Annotated in this window: 15 protein-coding genes; 4 read left to right on the forward strand and 11 right to left on the reverse strand. The window is 64.9% G+C overall.

Going from position 1 to position 18,422, the window contains the following annotated elements; all coding sequences use genetic code 11:
- Positions 1-233 precede the first annotated feature (233 nt).
- Positions 234-875 carry a TetR/AcrR family transcriptional regulator gene (locus tag ACVWY1_RS23515; protein WP_102690704.1) on the reverse strand — a complete coding sequence of 214 codons (642 nt, stop codon included), beginning with the start codon at positions 873-875 and terminating at the stop codon, positions 234-236.
- 172 nt (positions 876-1,047) lie between these two features.
- Between ACVWY1_RS23515 and ACVWY1_RS23520 the strand changes: the two genes are divergently transcribed.
- Both ACVWY1_RS23520 and ACVWY1_RS23525 read left to right on the forward strand, forming a co-directional pair.
- Positions 1,048-2,148 carry an efflux RND transporter periplasmic adaptor subunit gene (locus ACVWY1_RS23520; protein ID WP_277501796.1) on the forward strand — a complete coding sequence of 367 codons (1,101 nt, stop codon included), beginning with the start codon at positions 1,048-1,050 and terminating at the stop codon, positions 2,146-2,148.
- A gap of 6 nt (positions 2,149-2,154) precedes the next feature.
- On the forward strand, positions 2,155-5,220 hold the full coding sequence (locus tag ACVWY1_RS23525; protein ID WP_457378821.1) for an efflux RND transporter permease subunit: 3,066 nt from the start codon (positions 2,155-2,157) through the stop codon (positions 5,218-5,220).
- Positions 5,221-5,350: 130 nt separating this feature from the next.
- On the opposite strand, the gene ACVWY1_RS23530 is transcribed toward ACVWY1_RS23525, so the two are convergent.
- Both ACVWY1_RS23530 and plsB read right to left on the reverse strand, forming a co-directional pair.
- Complete coding sequence (locus tag ACVWY1_RS23530) at positions 5,351-6,037, reverse strand: DUF4197 domain-containing protein (RefSeq protein ID WP_023631317.1); 687 nt, start codon at positions 6,035-6,037, stop codon at positions 5,351-5,353.
- A gap of 64 nt (positions 6,038-6,101) precedes the next feature.
- Positions 6,102-8,591 (reverse strand): glycerol-3-phosphate 1-O-acyltransferase PlsB, encoded by a 2,490-nt coding sequence (gene plsB, locus ACVWY1_RS23535; RefSeq protein ID WP_139669169.1) that lies wholly within the window; start codon positions 8,589-8,591, stop codon positions 6,102-6,104.
- Between the two features lie 228 nt (positions 8,592-8,819).
- Here plsB and ACVWY1_RS23540 point away from each other — a divergent pair, with 228 nt between their 5' ends.
- Complete coding sequence (locus ACVWY1_RS23540) at positions 8,820-9,029, forward strand: cold-shock protein (protein ID WP_011535295.1); 210 nt, start codon at positions 8,820-8,822, stop codon at positions 9,027-9,029.
- 64 nt (positions 9,030-9,093) lie between these two features.
- Here the strand turns inward: ACVWY1_RS23540 and ACVWY1_RS23545 are convergent, their stop codons facing one another.
- The 4 genes from ACVWY1_RS23545 to ACVWY1_RS23560 form a co-directional block, all read right to left on the reverse strand.
- Positions 9,094-9,471, reverse strand: coding sequence for a hypothetical protein (locus ACVWY1_RS23545; RefSeq protein ID WP_102684040.1), 378 nt, complete (start codon positions 9,469-9,471; stop codon positions 9,094-9,096).
- A gap of 17 nt (positions 9,472-9,488) precedes the next feature.
- Positions 9,489-10,301, reverse strand: a complete 813-nt coding sequence (locus ACVWY1_RS23550) for a putative RNA methyltransferase (protein ID WP_277501794.1) — start codon at positions 10,299-10,301, stop codon at positions 9,489-9,491.
- A complete protein-coding gene (gene dapE / locus ACVWY1_RS23555; RefSeq protein WP_102684042.1) occupies positions 10,301-11,452 on the reverse strand; it encodes a succinyl-diaminopimelate desuccinylase in 1,152 nt (383 codons plus the stop codon). Before dapE ends, ACVWY1_RS23550 begins: the two co-directional genes overlap by 1 nt.
- Positions 11,453-11,566: 114 nt before the next feature.
- Entirely contained in the window at positions 11,567-14,158 is a 2,592-nt protein-coding gene (locus ACVWY1_RS23560) for a glycosyltransferase (protein ID WP_198755163.1), read from the reverse strand.
- Positions 14,159-14,445: 287 nt separating this feature from the next.
- Here ACVWY1_RS23560 and tcdA point away from each other — a divergent pair, with 287 nt between their 5' ends.
- Positions 14,446-15,255, forward strand: a complete 810-nt coding sequence (gene tcdA / locus ACVWY1_RS23565; RefSeq protein WP_038706694.1) for a tRNA cyclic N6-threonylcarbamoyladenosine(37) synthase TcdA — start codon at positions 14,446-14,448, stop codon at positions 15,253-15,255.
- A 19-nt stretch (positions 15,256-15,274) separates the two neighbouring features.
- On the opposite strand, the gene ACVWY1_RS23570 is transcribed toward tcdA, so the two are convergent.
- The 4 genes from ACVWY1_RS23570 to ACVWY1_RS23585 form a co-directional block, all read right to left on the reverse strand.
- Positions 15,275-15,685, reverse strand: a complete 411-nt coding sequence (locus ACVWY1_RS23570; RefSeq protein WP_457378822.1) for a SufE family protein — start codon at positions 15,683-15,685, stop codon at positions 15,275-15,277.
- On the reverse strand, positions 15,682-16,887 hold the full coding sequence (locus tag ACVWY1_RS23575) for a cysteine desulfurase (RefSeq protein WP_457378823.1): 1,206 nt from the start codon (positions 16,885-16,887) through the stop codon (positions 15,682-15,684). Before ACVWY1_RS23575 ends, ACVWY1_RS23570 begins: the two co-directional genes overlap by 4 nt.
- Positions 16,888-16,967: 80 nt before the next feature.
- A complete protein-coding gene (gene dapD, locus ACVWY1_RS23580; protein ID WP_046854388.1) occupies positions 16,968-18,002 on the reverse strand; it encodes a 2,3,4,5-tetrahydropyridine-2,6-dicarboxylate N-succinyltransferase in 1,035 nt (344 codons plus the stop codon).
- 41 nt (positions 18,003-18,043) lie between these two features.
- Positions 18,044-18,391 (reverse strand): ArsC family reductase, encoded by a 348-nt coding sequence (locus tag ACVWY1_RS23585; RefSeq protein WP_023631566.1) that lies wholly within the window; start codon positions 18,389-18,391, stop codon positions 18,044-18,046.
- Positions 18,392-18,422 lie beyond the last annotated feature (31 nt).

Genomic DNA, 18,422 nt, shown 5'->3' on the forward strand with positions numbered 1-18,422 from the left:
AGCGAAGCGTAGGGGCCGTATGAACGGAGCCGAACGGTTTTGCCTACTTTTGTCAAGACAAAAGTAGGTCGCCGTAAAGGCGAAAGGGTGACTAAATGTCGACATCTTCTACGAATGCGCTCACAAAAACCAAAACAATCGCCCCAAACCCAAACCCAAACCCAAACCCAAACCCAAACCCAAACCCAAACCCAAACCCAAACCCAAACCCAAACCCAAACCCAAACCCGAACCTACCCCCGAAACGCCCGAATAAAAACCCCCACCGCCTCCCGCACATGCGCCTCAGCCTCATCCCCCTCCAGCGCCGGCGAGCACCCCAGCAGCAACCGATAATCCGGCGCCCCCTTCACCAGGCAGAAGAAATGCTCCGCCGCCTGCCACGGGTTATCGATCCGCAACAGCCCGCGCTGGTCGACACAACGCAGCAACGCCTCCATCCCGCTCATCACCCGCTTGGGCCCCGCCGCATAGAAATACTGGCCAAACCCCGGATCCTGGCTACCCAGGGCAAAGATCAGGCGGCTCAGCTTGACGGCCTCGTCACTGCTGATCAAAGCCTGGAAACCACGGGCAATGTTCAGCAGCACATCTTCCACCGCCGCGCCTTCAGGATACTCGAACATCAGGTCGGGCAACTGGTTCTGGCAGGTGGCCATGACCGCCGCGCCGAACAGCGTCTGCTTGTCGGTGAAATGGCTATAGACGGTGAGTTTCGAAACACCTGCCGCCGCAGCGACCGCATCCATGCTGGTGTTGGCATAGCCAAGGCTGAGAAACAGGCGCTTGGCGGCTTCGAGGATGGCCTCGCGCTTGGCAAGGTCCTTGGGCCGGCCGGGGCCGATGGGTGCGTCGTTGGACATGAGGGACCGCATTCTCTGTGAAAGGGGCACATCTTACCGGGTCCAGGGGCGGTCGGCTGCAGCGTACGTCGCACCACTAAATATCGATTTTCTCTGAAGCGCCTGCTTCCCCGGCTCGATTCGCTGACTTAATATACTCGCCAGTATAAATATTCGATGCGCCCTCTGCCAAAGGTCATTCATCATGTTGCGTCGTGCGTTGTCCCTCGCCCTGCCGGCCGTTGCCGTGCTGCTGCTCACCGCCTGCGGCCAGGAGGCCGCGCCACCTGCCGCACCGCGCCCGGCGCTGGTGGTCCAACCCCAGCCGGCCGGCGCATCCGCCGACAGTTACCCGGGCGAGGTGCGGGCGCGCTTCGAGCCTGAACTGGCGTTCCGCATCGGAGGCAAGGTCAGCAAACGCCTGGTGGAGGAGGGGCAGCGGGTCAAGGCCGAGCAGCCGCTGGCCGAACTCGACCCGCAGGACGTGCGTCTGCAACTGGAGGCTAACCGCGCCCAGCTGGCCGCGGCCGAAGCCAACCTGGCGCTGGTGCGCGCCGAGCGCGACCGCTACCAGAAACTGCTGGATCGGCAGATGGTCAGCCATTCCCAGTTCGACAATGCCGAGAACCTTTACCGCGCCGGCATGGCCCGCCTGAAGCAGGCCAAGGCCGAGTACGAAGTGGCGGGCAACCAGGCCGAGTACGCCGTGTTGCGCGCGCCCCAGGCCGGCGTGATCGCCAAGCGTCAGGTCGAGGTGGGCCAGGTGGTGGCGGCGGGGCAGACTGTGTTCACGCTGGCTGCCGATGGTGAGCGCGAAGTGGTCATAGGCCTGCCGGAGCAACAGTTCGCCCGCTTTGCTGTCGGGCAGACAGTCAGCGTGGAACTGTGGTCGCACCCGAACCGGCGTTTCGAAGGCCGGATCCGCGAGCTTTCCCCGGCGGCGGACCCGCGTTCGCGCACCTTTGCCGCGCGCATCGCCTTTATCTCCAACGCCACCCCTGCCGAGCTGGGCCAGAGCGCGCGAGTGTTCATCGATCATGCCGAACGTTCGCCGCTGGCAGTCCCGCTGTCGGCAGTGACCGCCGAGGCGGGGCAGGCCTATGTCTGGCGGGTTGGCAAGGACAACCGCCTGCAGCGCGCCGCTGTGCGTCTGGGTGCCTATGGCGCGGACAGCGTGCCGGTGCTCGAAGGCCTGGAGGCCGGCGACTGGGTGGTGGCTGCGGGCGGCCATGTGCTGCGCGAGGGGCAACAGGTGCGGCCTGTGGACCGCAGCAACCGTGAAGTGAACCTGGCGGCCAAGGAGTAAGTCCCGATGGGTTTCAACCTTTCCGCCTGGGCGCTGCGCAACCGCCAGATCGTACTGTTCCTGATGATCCTGTTGGCAGCAGTAGGCGCCATGTCCTACACCAAGCTGGGGCAGAGCGAGGATCCACCCTTCACCTTCAAGGCCATGGTCATCCGTACCCTGTGGCCAGGCGCGACCGCCGAGGAGGTGTCGCGCCAGGTCACCGAACGTATCGAGAAGAAACTGATGGAGACCGGCGAGTACGAGAAGATCGTCTCGTTCTCCCGGCCCGGTGAGTCCCAGGTCACGTTCATGGCCCGTGACGCGATGTATTCCAAGGATATCCCCGAGCTGTGGTACCAGATCCGCAAGAAGGTCGCGGACATCAAGCACACCCTGCCCCCCGAAGCGCAGGGGCCATTCTTCAACGACGAGTTCGGCACCACCTTCGGCAATATCTACGCCCTGACCGGCGCCGGCTTCGACTACGCGGTGCTCAAGGACTACGCCGACCGTATCCAGATCCAGCTGCAGCGGGTCAAGGACGTGGGCAAGGTGGAGCTCATCGGCCTGCAGGACGAGAAGATCTGGATCGAACTGTCCAACGTCAAGCTGGCCACTCTCGGGGTGCCGCTCGCCGCCGTGCAGCAGGCGCTGCGCGAACAGAACGCGGTGAGTACCGCGGGTTTCTTCGAAACCTCGAGCGAGCGCCTGCAACTGAGGGTCAGCGGGCGCTTCGACAGCGTCGAGCAGATTCGCCAGTTTCCTATCCGCATTGGTGATCGCACCTTCCGCATCGGTGACGTCGCCGAGGTGCAGCGCGGTTTTAACGACCCACCCGCGCCGCGCATGCGCTTCATGGGCGAGGACGCCATCGGGCTGGCGGTGTCGATGAAGGACGGCGGCGACATCCTGGTGCTTGGCAAGGCTCTGGAGGGCGAGTTCGCCCGCCTGGCGCAGAGCCTGCCGGCAGGCATGGAACTGCGCAAGGTGTCCGACCAGCCGGCGGCGGTGAAGGCCGGGGTCGGTGAGTTCGTGCAGGTGCTGGTCGAGGCCCTGGCCATCGTCCTGCTGGTGAGTTTTTTCTCGCTGGGCCTGCGCACCGGCCTGGTGGTGGCGCTGGCGATCCCGCTGGTGCTGGCCATGACCTTCGCCGCCATGCACTACTTCGGCATCGGCCTGCACAAGATCTCGCTGGGGGCGCTGGTGCTGGCCCTGGGCCTGCTGGTCGACGACGCGATCATCGCAGTGGAGATGATGGCGATCAAGATGGAGCAGGGCTATGACCGGCTCAAGGCCGCGAGCTACGCCTGGACCAGTACGGCGTTCCCGATGCTCACCGGTACCCTGATCACCGCAGCGGGCTTCCTGCCGATCGCCACGGCGGCTTCGAGTACTGGGGAATACACCCGTTCGATCTTCCAGGTGGTGACCATTGCCTTGCTCACGTCCTGGGTGGCGGCGGTGGTGTTCGTGCCCTACCTGGGCGAGCGCCTGCTGCCGGACCTGGCCAAGCTTCACGCCGCTCGCCACGGCGCCGACGGGCACGCCCCCGACCCCTATGCAACACCGTTCTACCAACGAGTCCGGCGCGTGGTCGAGTGGTGCGTGCGGCGACGCAAGACAGTGATCGTGCTGACCATCGCCGCGTTCGTCGGCAGCATCCTGTTGTTCCGCTTCGTGCCTCAGCAGTTCTTCCCGGCTTCCGGGCGGCCGGAGCTGATGGTCGATCTGAAGCTGACCGAAGGCGCTTCGCTGAACAACACCGCCGAGCGGGTCAAGCAATTGGAGGCGCTGCTCAAGCAGCAGGACGGTATCGCCAACTACGTCGCCTATGTCGGCACTGGTTCACCGCGTTTCTACCTGCCGCTGGACCAGCAACTGCCGGCGGCGAGCTTTGCCCAGTTCGTGGTGCTGGCCAAGTCGCTGGAGGACCGTGAACGCCTGCGCAGCTGGTTGATCGGCACCCTGGACCAGCAGTTCCCCGACCTGCGCTCGCGGGTGACGCGCCTGGAAAACGGCCCGCCCGTAGGCTATCCGGTGCAGTTCCGGGTCACCGGCGAGCACATCGAGAAGGTCCGCGCCCTGGCCCGCGAGGTGGCGGCCAAGGTGCGCGAGAACCCGCATGTGGTCAACGTGCACCTGGACTGGGAAGAACCGAGCAAGGCGGTGTACCTGGATATCGACCAGGACCGTGCCCGGGCGCTGGGCGTGAGCACCGCGCACCTGTCGAGCTTCCTGCAGAGTTCACTGACCGGCAGCAACGTCAGCCAGTACCGCGAAGACAACGAGCTGATCGAGATTCTCCTGCGCGGTACGCCAGAGGAGCGCCGTGAGCTGGGCAACCTGGGCAGCCTGGCGGTGCCCACCGACAACGGCCAGAGCGTGGCCCTGTCGCAGGTGGCGACCCTTGAGTACGGCTTCGAGGAAGGCATCATCTGGCACCGCAACCGCCTGCCCACGGTCACCGTGCGCGCCGATATCTACGACAAGGAACAGCCGGCGACCTTGATCAAGCAGATCCAGCCGACGCTGGCGCAGATCAAGGACGAGCTGCCTGATGGCTACTTGCTCGAGGTGGGCGGCACGGTGGAAGACTCCGAGCGTGGCCAGCGTTCGGTGAACGCCGGCATGCCGCTGTTCATCGTGGTAGTGCTGAGCCTGCTGATGATCCAGCTGCGCAGTTTCTCGCGGATGTTCATGGTGTTCCTCACCGCGCCCCTGGGGCTGATTGGCGTGACTCTGTTCCTGCTGGTGTTCCGCCAGCCGTTCGGTTTCGTCGCCATGCTCGGGACCATCGCCCTGGCGGGCATGATCATGCGCAATTCGGTGATCCTGGTGGACCAGATCGAACAGGATATCGCCGCAGGGATGGAGCGTTGGCAGGCGATCATCGAGGCCACGGTGCGGCGCTTCCGGCCGATCGTGCTGACCGCGCTGGCGGCGGTGCTGGCGATGATTCCGTTGTCGAGGAGTGTGTTCTACGGACCGATGGCGGTGGCGATCATGGGTGGGTTGATCGTCGCCACGGTGCTGACCCTGCTGTTCCTGCCGGCGCTCTATGCGGCGTGGTTCAGGGTCAAGAAAAACTGAGGAACGAGCGGGAGGGCTTTGCCCTCCTATCGCCGGCAAGCCGGCTCCCACACGAGTTGCGCAGTACCTGTGGGAGCTGGCTTGCCAGCGATAGGGCTGCACAGCAGCCCCACTGGTTTTCAGCTCGACATCACAGCGCGCCGAACACCTTCTTGGCCAGGCTGGTGGCCGCACCGGCCGGGTTCTGGCGAATGCTTTCTTCCTGCTTGCCGATCATCTCGAACAAGCCGTCCAGCGCCTTCTCGGTCACATAGTTCTCGATATTGGCGTCATCCTTGATCAGGCCAAGGCCCTTGGCCTGCCCGGCAAAGCTGTTGTACTGCTGGGCCAGGCCGACCTTGTCGGTGGCCTGCTTGACGATCGGCAGGAACTTGGCGCGGATCTGCTCACGGCTGCTCTTGTTCAGGTACTGGGTGGCCGAATCCTGGCCACCGCTGAGGATGCCCTTGGCATCGGTCACGGTCATCTTCTTCACCGCGTCCACCAGGATCGCCTGGGCTTGCGGCACGGCAGCCTCGGCGGCCTTGTTCATGCTGGTTTCCAGGGCATCGACCTGGTCGCCTTTGCCGAACATCTTCATGGCCTTGGCCGCTTTGCCGAGGTTGCCTGGCAGCTCGATGCGCACGTCCGGGTTGTTGCTGAAACCACCGGGGGTGCTCAGTTGCTTGACGGCGATCTGCGCGCCTTGGGTGAGGGCGTCCTTCAGGCCGCCGGAGGCGTCGCTCTGGGACAGGTCGCCAAGCGACAGGGCCAGGGCGCTGGCCGACAACAGCAGGCCGGCGCACAGGGTGGTGAAGCGCAGGGAGGAGCGGATCATGGGGCTTTCCTTATGGGCAGAATGGAACAGGTTCAGCGTATCGTTCAGGCCGTGATCGGGCCAGTCAGGCAAGCGCGGCAGGTTCCGGTGTTTCATCGCGGTGCAAGGCCACCTGGCGGATCGACAGGCGCAGCTCCGCTGACAGCACGCGCTTGGCCACGCCTTCGGCCAGTTCGGCGAGCTTGTCGTGGTAGCCCAGCTTGCCGGTGCTGTCGGGTCGCAAGACCCCTTCGCGTACCAGCGTCTGGATGAAGTGGCGGAACAGAGTCTTGTCGAAGAACTCGGGCGCATTCAAGCCATGCAGGATCGACAGGCGCTGGGCCATCATCACGCACAGCTCCTCCAGTTCCTCGGCGCTCAGCGTGTGCTGGCCGCTGTTGAGCAGCAGCGAAGTGGCCATGTAGAAGCGCTGCAGGGTCTGGGTGATGGTGCGCGCCAGCAGCGTCAGCAGCACGAACTGCCGCGAGCTGGGCGCGGGGCGCATGTAGATGTCTTGCTCCTTGCGCAGCAGCCCCTGTTCGACCAGCGCCGCCAGCCACTGGTCGATCACCTCGTCCAGTTGCTCGGGCGTCCAGCGCAGGAACAGTTCGGCCTGCAGGTACGGATACAGCGCTCGCACGTACTGGCCCAGCAGTTCGCGGCTCATGCGCGAGCTGCTGAGGAAGAAGCTCGCCAGCAGCCCCGGCAGGGCGAAGATGTGCAGTACGTTGTTGCGGTAGTAGGTCATCAGTACCGCGTTGGCTTCGTCCAGGTAGAGGATGCGACCCAGCGCATCCTTCTGCTCGGCCAGCAGGTCCATGCCCAGTACGTGCTCGATAAGTGCCTTGCCGTCACCCTCGGGCAGGGTGGTGTGCGGCGAGTAGGGCACCTGGCGCAGCAGGGCCAGGTACAGGTCGAGCACGCGGGTCAGGGCTCGTTCGTCCAGGGCCAGGCGGCTGGTCGACAACAGGGCCAGCGCCACCAGGTTGACCGGGTTGATTGCCGCAGCCTCGTTGAGGTGGCGGGCAACCGTTTCGCCCAGGCGGGTGGTGGTTTCGTTGAGCCAGTCCGGGCGGAACTGCGGGCCCAGCGCCTGTTCGCGCCAGCCGGGTTGCTGCTGGTCGAGGAAGCTGTTCAGGCGGATCGGCTCGCCGAAGTTGACGTACACCTGGCCGAAGCGCTGCTTGAGCGCGCCGATGACCTTGAAGATGTCGAAGATCGATTCCTTCTTCTTGCTGGCGCCGCGCAGCTCGCCCAGGTAGGTGCGGCCTTCGAGCACCCGCTCGTAGCCGATGTACACCGGCACGAAGACGATCGGCGTGCGCGAGGAGCGCAGGAAGCTGCGCAGGGTGATTGCCAGCATGCCGGTGCGCGGCTGCAGCATGCGCCCGGTGCGCGAACGCCCGCCTTCGACGAAGTACTCCACCGGGAAGCCCTTGGTGAACAGGGTGTGCAGGTATTCGTTGAACACGGCGGTGTACAGCGGGTTGCCCTTGAACGTGCGGCGCATGAAGAACGCCCCGCCGCGGCGCAGCAGGCCGCCGATCACCGGCATGTTGAGGTTGATGCCGGCGGCGATGTGCGGCGGCGTCAGGCCGTTGCGGAACAGCAGGTAGGACAGCAGCAGGTAGTCGATGTGGCTGCGGTGGCAGGGCACGTAGATCACTTCGTGGCCGGGGGCGATACCCTGCACCTGCTCGATGTGGTTGACCTTGATGCCGTCGTAGATCTTGTTCCAGAACCAGCTCAGCACCACTTCAAGGAAGCGGATCGCGGTGTAGGTATAGTCCGAGGCGATCTCGTTGCCATAGTGCAGCGCCTTGGCCTCGGCCTTGGCGTAGGGGATTTTCTCGCGGTCGGCCTCGTCGCTGATCGCCTGGCGCACCAACGGGTCGTGCACCAGCCCTTTGACCAGGTTGCGCCGGTGCGAGATGTCTGGCCCGATGACCGCGGTCTTCAGGTTGCGAAAATGCACGCGCATCATGCGTTGGGCCATGCGCACGGTGCGCTCGTGGCCCTTGTTGTGCTGCACCAGCTCGCGCAGGTGGATTGGCGCGGAGAACTGCACCCGGGTCTTGCGCCCGAGGATCAGCACGCTGAGCAGCCGGCGCAGGCGGCCGGTGACCGCCCAGCTGTCGGCGAACAGCAGTTTCCACGGGCTCGACTCGCTGGCCGGGGTCTGGCCCCAGAACACGCTGACCGGAATGATCTGCGCGTCTTCCTCGGCGTGCTGGCTGATCGCCGCGACCAGGCGTTCGAGGGTGGGCGGCGCGCCACGCTTGTCCTGGCGGCCGAGCCAGTCGGGGTCGGGGGTCAGGTAGAAGAACGCCGCGGGCTCCTGCAAGGGGCCGACGGCCACCGGCAGCACCGGGCGTGGCAGCCCTGCCTTGGTGCATTCGTGGTCAACCACGGCCAGGTCGGTCAGCGAAGGCGAGGAGAGGGCGTAGAACACCGGTCGGCTGCGGTCGAGCTTGAGTGTCAGCGAGGACTGGTTGATGGTTTCGGAGCGCACCCACAGGTAGAGAACGCGACGCAGGGCGCCGAAGATGAGGCGGCGCAGGGGAGAACGGGTCATGGGGTGGGCCCTGGGTGGAAGTTGCAGTGTCTTTTCAGCACGTTAGTCTGCCGTATCTGCGTAAGTTCAGCAAAATTCCGCCAAAAATGACCCTGTCATGAATTTTTTTTGTTCCCTGTCATATACTCGGCCTGCCGCTTGCAGGATATTCGCGCAAGCTGCGTCGGCACGGGCGGTGAGCCCATGCCAGCAAGGCGATCTTCAAAATAAAAATCCGGAGTAGTTCAGATGTCGTCTCGTGAGACTGGGAATGTTAAGTGGTTCAACGATGCCAAGGGTTATGGCTTCATTCAGCGCGAAGGTGGTGCGGACGTGTTCGTCCACTATCGGGCTATCCGCGGTGAGGGGCATCGCACCCTGGTCGAGGGACAGCAGGTGGAGTACGCACTCGTGCAGGGCCAGAAAGGCCTGCAGGCAGAGGATGTAGTCGGGCTCTGAGTCTTCCGGCTGCACGCTCAAGCTGCAAGTTGTCCGTGGAACTTGCAGCCTGATGCGAACGGCCTCAGCTGGTACGCCAGGTGATTTCCTCTTCACCGTCGGCGCTGATGCGGATCCAGCGATCGGCATCTTCTTCCCCGTCTTCTTCCGCCCAGCTACCTGGCGCGCAACGCACTTCGACGTTCAGCGCGGCGAATGCCGCACGCGCGCAGGCGATGTCGTCGACCCAGGGGGTCTGGTCACTTTCCAGGTACAGGCTGTTCCATTTCCCCACAGCCTTTGGCAACCAGGTAACCGGGATGTTACCGGCTGTGCACTTGAAGGTCTGGCCTTTCTGCTTCCATTCGCTGCACGGGCCCAGGGCCTGGGTCAGCCAGTCGGCGATCTGCTTGTGATCGACCTCGGCGTCCTTGAGGTAGATCTCGATATCGGGTTGACGCATGGGTGGCTCCAGTGTGCTCAGTCTTGGCGCACGAAATAGTCATAACGCATGGAAACGGTGACCACGAAAGGTTCGGGTTGGTCGATCACTTGTGCGCGCTTCTCGGCGCTGGCCCGCCAGCCGTGCGGGGTCATCGCCAGCAGATCGGCGCGGGCCTTGGCCTCGACCAGGCTCAGGCGGAACTCGAGGACCTCGCTGTGGGCGTGGGTCATGCCTTCAGGGACCAGGGCAAGGTGCTTGTCGTCGGCGTAGGGACGCACTTCATCGTAGAGCACCTCGCGCAGCTCCATCAGGTGACCGCTGGTCGGGCCGACCCGCATCAGCCCGCCGCCCGGGGCGAGCAGGCGCCTGGCCTCCTGCCAGTCGAGCGGGCTGAACACGCTGGCGATGAAGCCACAGCTGGCATCGGCCATGGGAACGCGGGCCATGCTGGCCACCATCCAGGTCACTTCAGGGGCTCGGCGGCACGCGCGCTTCACCGCTTCGCGGGAGATGTCCAGGGCGTAGCCGTCGGCCGCAGGCAGCGCCTGGGCAATCTTCGCGGTGTAGTAGCCTTCGCCGCAGCCGATGTCCAGCCAGGCCTGCGGCTGGCGCTCGGCAGCCAGTTGCGCCAGGCGACTCGCCACCGGGGCGTAGTGCCCGGCGTCGAGGAAGTCACGACGGGCTTCGACCATGGCCTGGTTGTCACCCGGGTCGCGGCTGTTCTTGTGTTGTACCGGCAGCAGGTTCAGGTAGCCCTGGCGGGCGCGGTCGAAGCGGTGGCCGGCGGGGCAGGCCACGCCGTTGTCGAGCTGCGCCAGGGGCGCCTGGCAGAGAGGGCAGGCGAGCATCAGGCGAGCAACCGTACCAGGGTCTGATAGTAGATCTCGGTCAGCAGGTCGAGGTCGCTGGCCAGGATACGCTCGTCCACCTGGTGGATGGTGGCGTTGACCGGGCCGAGCTCGACCACCTGGGTACCCATGGTGGCGATGAAACGGCCATCGGAGGTACCGCCACTGGTCGATGGTCGGGTCTCGCGGCCAGTGACGGCCTTGATGCTCGACGACACCGCATCGAGCAGTTCGCCCGGCTCGGTGAGGAACGGCAGGCCCGACAGCGCCCAATCGATGCTCCATTCCAGCTGGTGCTTGTCGAGGATCGCCGCGACGCGTTGCTGCAGGCCCTCGACCGTCGATTCGGTGGAGAAACGGAAGTTGAACAGCGCGGTCAGCTCGCCCGGTACCACGTTGGTGGCGCCAGTGCCGGAGTTGAGGTTGGAGATCTGGAAGCTGGTCGGCGGGAAGAACGCATTGCCTTCGTCCCAGTGCTCGGCGGCAAGTTCCGCCAGGGCCGGCGCGGCCAGGTGGATAGGGTTGCGCGCCAGGTGCGGGTAGGCCACGTGGCCCTGCTTGCCGCGCACGGTCAGCTTGGCGCCGAGCGAGCCGCGACGGCCATTCTTGACCACGTCACCGAGCAGGGTGGTGCTGGACGGCTCGCCGACGATGCACCAGTCCAGGCGCTCGTTGCGCGCCTTCAGACGCTCGACCACGGCCTTGGTGCCATGGTGGGCCGGGCCTTCCTCGTCGCTGGTGATCAGGAACGCGACCTTGCCGCGGTGGTTCGGGTAGTCGTGCACGAAGCGTTCGCTGGCCACCACCATCGACGCCAGGCTGCCCTTCATGTCGGCGGCGCCACGGCCGCAGAGCATGCCGTCGGCATCGATCAGCGCTTCGAACGGCTCATGCTGCCACTGCTGCACCGGGCCGGTGGGCACCACGTCGGTGTGGCCGGCGAAGCACAGCACCGGGCCTTCCTGGGTGCCATGGCTGGCCCAGAAGTTGTCTACGTCTTCGATGCGCATCGGCTCGAGCTGGAAGCCGACGGCGCCCAGGCGGTTCATCATCTGGGTCTGGCAGTCGGCATCGACCGGGGTGACCGACGGGCGGCGGATCAGGTCGCAGGCCAGTTGCAGGGTAGGCGAAAGCTCGGCAGGGGCCGTCATTGCAAGACTCCGGGGGCAAGGCAGGGCAGGAAACTGGGCGTTATCTTATATCAAATGATGTTTGCGGACACGATGTGCTTGGCGGGAGCGGCGTACCGCCGCTCCCACGCTGCATCAAACGACTTGTGCTTCGCTGACCTTGTCCGCCGGCTTGGGCAGCGACGACAGCAGCGCCATCACCAACGCCGCCAGGTACGGCAACGACTGCACCAGCAGCATCGCCACCCAGAAGCGCATGTCCGAACTCGGCAGCCCCTGAACCAGATAGATCCCTAGCGCCGCGCCCCACAGCATCAGCATGATGAACAGCTCTTCGCGGGCCTCGGCAATCGCCACCAGCAGCCCATGGCTATCGGCATTCTTTGGCGTGCGGAAGAACGGCATGCTGCTGGTGAAGAAACCGTACAGCACCGCCTTGGCGATGGTATGCGACAGCGCCAGCCCTGCCAGGGCGGCGGCGAAGGCGTCCTTCAGGTCGACACCCACCGCGCGGCGATAGAGGAACAGGATCTTGCCGACCTTGAAGAAGAACAGCGCCAGCGGCGGGATGGCGAACATCATCAGCGGCGGGTCGACCCGGTGCGGCACGATGATCATCGCCGCCGACCACAGCAGCGCGCCGACGGTGAAGAAGATGTTCATGCCATCGGCGATCCATGGCAGCCAGCCGGCCAGGAAGTGGTAGCGCTGGCCGCGGGTCAGCTCGCTGCCCTTGCCGCGCAGCAGGGCGCCGGCGTGGTGCTTGATGATCTGGATGGCGCCGTAGGCCCAGCGGAAGCGCTGCTTCTTGAAGTCGATGAAGGTGTCGGGCATCAGGCCCTTGCCGTAGCTGTTGTGGGCGTAGGCCGCCGACAGGCCTTTTTCGAACACTCGCAAGCCCAGTTCGGCGTCTTCGCAGATGCACCATTCGGCCCAGCCGAGTTCCTCGAGCACGCTGCGCCTGGTCATGGTCATGGTGCCGTGCTGGATGATCGCGTCACGGTCGTTGCGGGTGACCATGCCGATATGGAAGAAGCCCTTGTACTCGCTGTAGCACAGCTTCTTGAAGGCGCTCTCGTGCTGGTCGCGGTAGTCCTGCGGCGACTGCACCACGGCGATCTTCGGGTCGGAGAAGTGCGGCACCATGTGTTTTAGCCAATTACGGTCGACGCAGTAGTCCGAGTCGATCACCGCGATCACCTCGGCGTCCTTGGCGGTGTGCGGGATCAGGTAGTTCAGCGCCCCGCCCTTGAAGCCGGCCAGGGGCGCGACGTGGAAGAACTTGAAGCGCGTGCCGAGCTTCTCGCAGTGGGCCTTGAGCGGCTCCCACACGGCCGGGTCCTTGGTGTTGTTGTCGATCACCAGCACTTCGTAATCCGGGTAGTCCAGCGCGGCGAGGGCGTCTAGGGTCTGCTTGACCATCTCCGGCGGCTCGTTGTAGCACGGCACATGCACTGAGACTTTGGGGCGATAGGCGCTGTCGCCCTGTACGGGCAGGAATTCGCGTCGGCGTTTGTGGATCCACACCGCCTCGGCCAGTTCGTGGGCCTCGGTCAGCAGCACGATGAAAACGCCGAGGGCACCGAGCGCCAGCAGCACGCCCACGGTGAGGCTGAACCAGGTGCTGTACTGCTGGCTGTAGTCGTAGGCGATCCATACCAGCACCGACCCGCACAGGAAGGTGATGAAGGTGAGGAAGGTACGCCCGCGCTGGCGCAGGGCCGAGCCGTCGATCAGCAGGACGGCCAGGGCGATCATCGCCAGCACCACCGAGGCCACGGCCAAGGCGCGCCATTGCGGGATCGCCACGATCGGCCCCTCGAAGTTGAACTTCTGCTGGCGCTCGGCGTTGTACACGCCCCAGTAGGCGCCAACCGAACCTTCGTCGCTGGCCTTCCACGGCTGGTCGTAGGCCTCGATGACGAAGTAGTTGTAGCCACGGCGGTTGAGGGTGTTGACCAGGGTACGCAGGTAGATGGCCTGGTCGGCCTGGGTGGCGTCGGCGCCGCCGCGCATACGGCCATTGCTGGGCCAGCCAACCTCCGAGAGCAGCAGAGGCTTGCGTGGGAACTGCTTGCGCAGCTCGCGGGCACGGTCGAGGACGAACTGCACCGAGTCCTTCATGGGCACGAATTCCCAATAGGGCAGGATGTGCGCGGCGATCAGGTCGACGTGTTTCGCCAGCTCCGGGTGTTCCTTCCAGATGTGCCACTGCTCGCTGGTGGTCACCGGCACCTTCACCGCGGCGCGCACCCGGTCGAGGTAACCGATCAACTGTTCGGCGGTGACTTCCTCGCGAAACAACGCTTCGTTGCCGACCACCACCCGCACCACGCTGCGCGAGGTATTGGCCAGGCCGATGGCCTTTTCGATCTCGCGCTCGTTGCGCTCCTGGTCGTTGCTGATCCAGATGCCCAAGGTCACGCGCAGGCCGAGCTCTTCGGCCAGGCGCGGTACCTCGGCCTGGGTGCCTTCAACGGTGTAGATGCGCACGTTGTCGGTCAGCTTGTTCAGTTGCTCGAGGTCCTGGCGGATCTCGTCCTCGCTGGGGTACTGGCCTTTCTGCGGGCTCTGCCCCAGGCGGAAGGGCGAATAGGAAAAACCGGAGATCTGTTCCGGCCAGGCGGGGGCGGAAACCGGGCGGTTGATCAAGGCCCAGAACCCGGTGAACAGCGCGGCGATCGCCAGGACCACCACCAGGTTGAGACCGAATTTACGTGATGACATAGGTGTTCGAGGTTCCGAAGAGGGGAGCGAGGGTCGCTGTCGCAGGCCGTGGGTCCTACAAGTGCCGGAGAAGGTAATCTGTTGGATTATCGACAAGGAATGTAGTTCTGAGGCCGCTCGCTTGTCGTCCAGATATATTTGCTTGATAGGACATTAAAGCAGGCTAGGTAGGTTTTGTTCCAACACCGAGCCGCTCTGCCACGCCGTTGCGGCGTGTTCACGCGCTGTGCTCCCCCGGAGCGCATGCCTTGGCATATAATGCGCGCCGGTTTTTTCGAGGTCCCCACATGAGCACAGAAGATCCACGCTTCGCCGGCGTCGCCCGGCTCTACGGCGACGACGGCTTGCAGCGCCTGCGCCAGGCCCATGTGGCCATCGTCGGCATCGGCGGGGTCGGCTCATGGGCGGCCGAGGCCCTGGCGCGCAGTGGCGTGGGCGAGATCAGCCTGTTCGACCTCGACGATGTCTGCGTGAGCAACACCAACCGCCAGGCCCACGCCCTCGAAGGGCAGGTGGGCCGCCTCAAGGTCGAGGTGATGGCCGAGCGTCTGCGGGCGATCAACCCGGCTTGCACGGTGCACGCGGTGGCCGACTTCGTCACCCGCGAGACCATGGCCGAGTACATCACCGAGCAGATGGACTGCGTGATCGACTGCATCGACAGCGTGATGGCCAAGGCCGCGCTGATTGCCTGGTGCCGCCGGCGCAAGATCGCCATCGTCACCACCGGTGGCGCCGGCGGGCAGATCGACCCGACCCAGATCCAGGTCGGCGATCTCAACAAGACCTTCAACGACCCGCTGGCTTCACGGGTGCGCTCGACCTTGCGCCGCGACTACAACTTCTCGCGCAACACCAGCCGCAACTATGGCGTGCCATGCGTGTTCTCCAGCGAACAGCTGCGCTACCCCAAGGGCGACGGCAGTGTGTGCCTGCAGAAGAGCTTTGTCGGTGAAGGCGTACGCCTGGACTGCGCCGGTGGTTTCGGCGCGGTGATGATGGTGACCGCGACCTTCGGCATGGTGGCGGCGAGCAAGGCCGTTGAAAAACTGGTGGCCGGGGCGCGGCGACCTTCGGAGCGGGTCAAGGCTGATTAGGCTATCGCGGGGCAGCGATTCAGGCCTGGGTGGCGAGTTCGGCCATCCTCAGTAGCACCGCATGCAGCCCATTGCTGCGCGACGGTGACAACTGCCGCTCCAGCCCCAATTGGGTAAACCAGGCGCTCAGGTCGATCGCTTCCAACTGATCGCTGGCCAAGCCTTGTACCCGCACAAGAAGAAGTGCCAGCAACCCCCGCAGCATCCGCGCATCGCTGCCTGCCTTGAACCGCCACTGGCCGTCGTCCCGCACAGCCACCAGCCATACCAGGCTCTCGCAGCCATGCACCCGATTGGCTTCGGTCTTGTCGCTGTCACCCAGCGGTTCCAGGCGGTCGCCCCACTGCATCAGCAACCGCGCCCGCTGCTCCCAGCCACGCGCCTGTTCGAAAGCTTCCAGCGCTTGGCTGGCCTCTGGCGAAAGGTTCATCGCAACAGCTCCAGGCCTTTGTCGAGCGCCGCGAAGAAGCGCTGCAGGTCGTCACTGTCTGAGTACAGCCCCAGCGAAACGCGGATCGCGCCATCGAGCCCCAGGTGCCTGAGCAGTGGCATGGCGCAATGGTGCCCGGCGCGCACGGCGATACCCTGTTCGGTCAGCAGGTGGGCGATATCGGCGTTGTGCACGCCATCGATGACGAAACTGGCCAAAGCCGCCTCGGGCGAGCCGAGCAGGCGAACCCCCTCGCGATCGGCCAGGCCACGTACCAGATACTGGTGCAGGCTGCTTTCATGGGCGGCCACGGCATGTACGTCGAGGCTGGCCAGGTAGTCCAGGGTGGCGCCCAGGCCGATCACCCCGGCAATCGGCGGGGTGCCGGCTTCGAAACCCAGTGGCGCGGGGCGGAAACTGGCGCTCTGGTAGTCCGCCATCTGCACCATTTCTCCGCCGTACTGCCAGTGACGCAGCAACGCCAGCGCATCCTGGCGGCCGTAAAGTACGCCCACTCCGTCCGGACCATAGAGTTTGTGACTGGAGAACACATAGAAGTCGCACGCCAGTTGCTGCACGTCGTGCCGGCCATGAACCACGCCTTGGGCGCCATCGACAACGCTCAGCGCGCCCTGGGCGCGGGCATGTGCCAGCAAAGGCGCCAGCGGTTGCCAGGTACCCAGCACGTTGGACAGTTGGCTGATCGCCAGCAGGCGAGTGCGCGGGCCGATCAGTTGCAGGGCCTGCTCCAGGTCGACATGCCCCTGGTCAGTGACCGGGAGGACCACCAGTCGCAGGTTGCGGCGGTGCGCCAGTTGTTGCCAGGGCAGCAGGTTGGCGTGGTGCTCCAGGCCGCTGACGGCGATTTCGTCGCCTGCCTCGAAGCGATGTTCCAGGCCATAGGCCAGCAGGTTCAATGCAGAGGTAGCGCCGTGGGTGAAGACGATCTGGCGCGCATCGGCTGCATTGAGCCAGGCGGCGACCTTGTCCCGTGTGCCCTCGAAGGCCTGTGTCGCCAAGGCGCCGGGCAGGTGCTGGGCGCGGTGCACATTGGCTGCACCATGCCCGTAGTAATGGCTCAGGGCATCAAGCAAGGCCTGGGGTTTCTGCGCGGTGGCGGCGCTGTCCAGATAGGTCTGGTGCTGCCGTTGCAGGGCGGCGATGGCCGGGAAGTCGGTACGCCAGGGGGAGGGCTGGAACATGTTCGCGGGGCCTGGAATGAAAAATCGGGTCTGCCCGTAGGAGCAGACCCGATCTTATCACCTCAAACCCAGGCAGAGCCTCAGTTGTGAGCGTGCAATGCCTCGTTCAGCTCGATGGCCGACTTGTGGGTCTTGCACTCCACGGCGCCATTGAGCGAGTTGCGGCGGAACAGCAAGTCGGTCTGGCCGGCCAGATCGCGTGCCTTGACCACCTTGACCAGCTGGTTGTTCTCGTCCAGCAGGTTCACCTTGGTACCGGCGGTGATGTACAGGCCGGCTTCGACGGTGTTGCGGTCGCCCAGCGGGATGCCGATACCGGCGTTGGCGCCGATCAGGCAGCCTTCGCCGACCTTGATGACGATGTTGCCACCGCCGGACAGGGTGCCCATGGTCGAGCAGCCTCCGCCCAGGTCCGAGCCCTTGCCGACGAACACGCCGGCGGAGACGCGGCCTTCGATCATGCCCGGGCCTTCGGTGCCGGCGTTAAAGTTGACGAAGCCTTCGTGCATGATGGTGGTGCCTTCGCCGATGTAGGCGCCCAGGCGCACACGGGCGGTGTCGGCGATGCGCACGCCGGCGGGCACCACGTAGTCGGTCATCTTCGGGAACTTGTCCACCGAGAATACTTCCAGCAGTTCACCTTTCAGGCGCGCTTCCAGTTGCCGCTCGGCCAGCTCGGCCAGGTCGACCGCGCCCTGGTTGGTCCAGGCGACGTTGGGCAGCAGCGGGAAGATGCCGGCCAGCGACACACCGTGCGGCTTGACCAGGCGGTGCGACAGCAGGTGCAGCTTGAGGTAGGCCTCGGGGGTGGAGGCCAGGGCGCCGTCTTCGGCCAGCAGGGTGGCGACCAGCGGCTTGTGGCTTTCGGCCAGGCGGGTCAGCAGGGCGGCCTGGGCGGCGTCGACGCCCTTGAGCGCGTCGGCCAGCTGGGCGGCCTGGGCGGTGCTGAAGGCGATGGCCTGGTTGCCACCTTCATAACCGAGAACCGGCGCGATGGCCGCGACCAGTTCGGCGGACGGATTGAGCACAGGCTGTGCGTAGAAGACTTCCAGCCAGGCGCCCTGGCGGTTCTGGGTGCCGACACCGAAGGCCAGGCTGAACAGCGATTGAGACATGCGATTACCTCATGCGAAAAGGGATGGAGCGTAATGCGTGATCAGGCCAGCGCCGCCGCGTACAGGTCGGGCTTGAAGCCGACCAGCGTGCGCTCGCCGAGGTCGAGCACCGGGCGCTTGATCATCGACGGTTGGGCGACCATCAGTTCGACGGCCTTGGCCTGGTCGAGGTTGGCCTTGCTGGCGTCGTCGAGCTTGCGGAAGGTGGTCCCGGCGCGGTTCAGCACGACTTCCCAGCCATGCTCGTCGCACCAGCGGTTCAGGCTGTCGCGGTCGATGCCCTGGGTCTTGTAGTCGTGGAAGTCGTAGCCAATGGCCTTTTCTTCAAGCCAGGTACGGGCCTTTTTCATGGTGTCGCAGGCTTTGATGCCGTAGAGAGTGTAAGCCATTGAAATGCCTGGGGCTGCCGGCTGGGGGCTG

It is taken from the genome of Pseudomonas sp. TE6288, assembly GCF_054062095.1.

Excerpts from the sequence above, each read along its gene's own strand:
- ACVWY1_RS23515 (WP_102690704.1), bottom strand. The coding sequence starts at position 875 with ATGCGGTCCCTCATGTCCAACGACGCACCCATCGGCCCCGGCCGGCCC.
- ACVWY1_RS23520 (WP_277501796.1), top strand. The coding sequence starts at position 1,048 with ATGTTGCGTCGTGCGTTGTCCCTCGCCCTGCCGGCCGTTGCCGTGCTG.
- ACVWY1_RS23525 (WP_457378821.1), top strand. The coding sequence starts at position 2,155 with ATGGGTTTCAACCTTTCCGCCTGGGCGCTGCGCAACCGCCAGATCGTA.
- ACVWY1_RS23530 (WP_023631317.1), bottom strand. The coding sequence starts at position 6,037 with ATGATCCGCTCCTCCCTGCGCTTCACCACCCTGTGCGCCGGCCTGCTG.
- plsB (WP_139669169.1), bottom strand. The coding sequence starts at position 8,591 with ATGACCCGTTCTCCCCTGCGCCGCCTCATCTTCGGCGCCCTGCGTCGC.
- ACVWY1_RS23540 (WP_011535295.1), top strand. The coding sequence starts at position 8,820 with ATGTCGTCTCGTGAGACTGGGAATGTTAAGTGGTTCAACGATGCCAAG.
- ACVWY1_RS23545 (WP_102684040.1), bottom strand. The coding sequence starts at position 9,471 with ATGCGTCAACCCGATATCGAGATCTACCTCAAGGACGCCGAGGTCGAT.
- ACVWY1_RS23550 (WP_277501794.1), bottom strand. The coding sequence starts at position 10,301 with ATGCTCGCCTGCCCTCTCTGCCAGGCGCCCCTGGCGCAGCTCGACAAC.
- dapE (WP_102684042.1), bottom strand. The coding sequence starts at position 11,452 with ATGACGGCCCCTGCCGAGCTTTCGCCTACCCTGCAACTGGCCTGCGAC.
- ACVWY1_RS23560 (WP_198755163.1), bottom strand. The coding sequence starts at position 14,158 with ATGTCATCACGTAAATTCGGTCTCAACCTGGTGGTGGTCCTGGCGATC.
- tcdA (WP_038706694.1), top strand. The coding sequence starts at position 14,446 with ATGAGCACAGAAGATCCACGCTTCGCCGGCGTCGCCCGGCTCTACGGC.
- ACVWY1_RS23570 (WP_457378822.1), bottom strand. The coding sequence starts at position 15,685 with ATGAACCTTTCGCCAGAGGCCAGCCAAGCGCTGGAAGCTTTCGAACAG.
- ACVWY1_RS23575 (WP_457378823.1), bottom strand. The coding sequence starts at position 16,887 with ATGTTCCAGCCCTCCCCCTGGCGTACCGACTTCCCGGCCATCGCCGCC.
- dapD (WP_046854388.1), bottom strand. The coding sequence starts at position 18,002 with ATGTCTCAATCGCTGTTCAGCCTGGCCTTCGGTGTCGGCACCCAGAAC.
- ACVWY1_RS23585 (WP_023631566.1), bottom strand. The coding sequence starts at position 18,391 with ATGGCTTACACTCTCTACGGCATCAAAGCCTGCGACACCATGAAAAAG.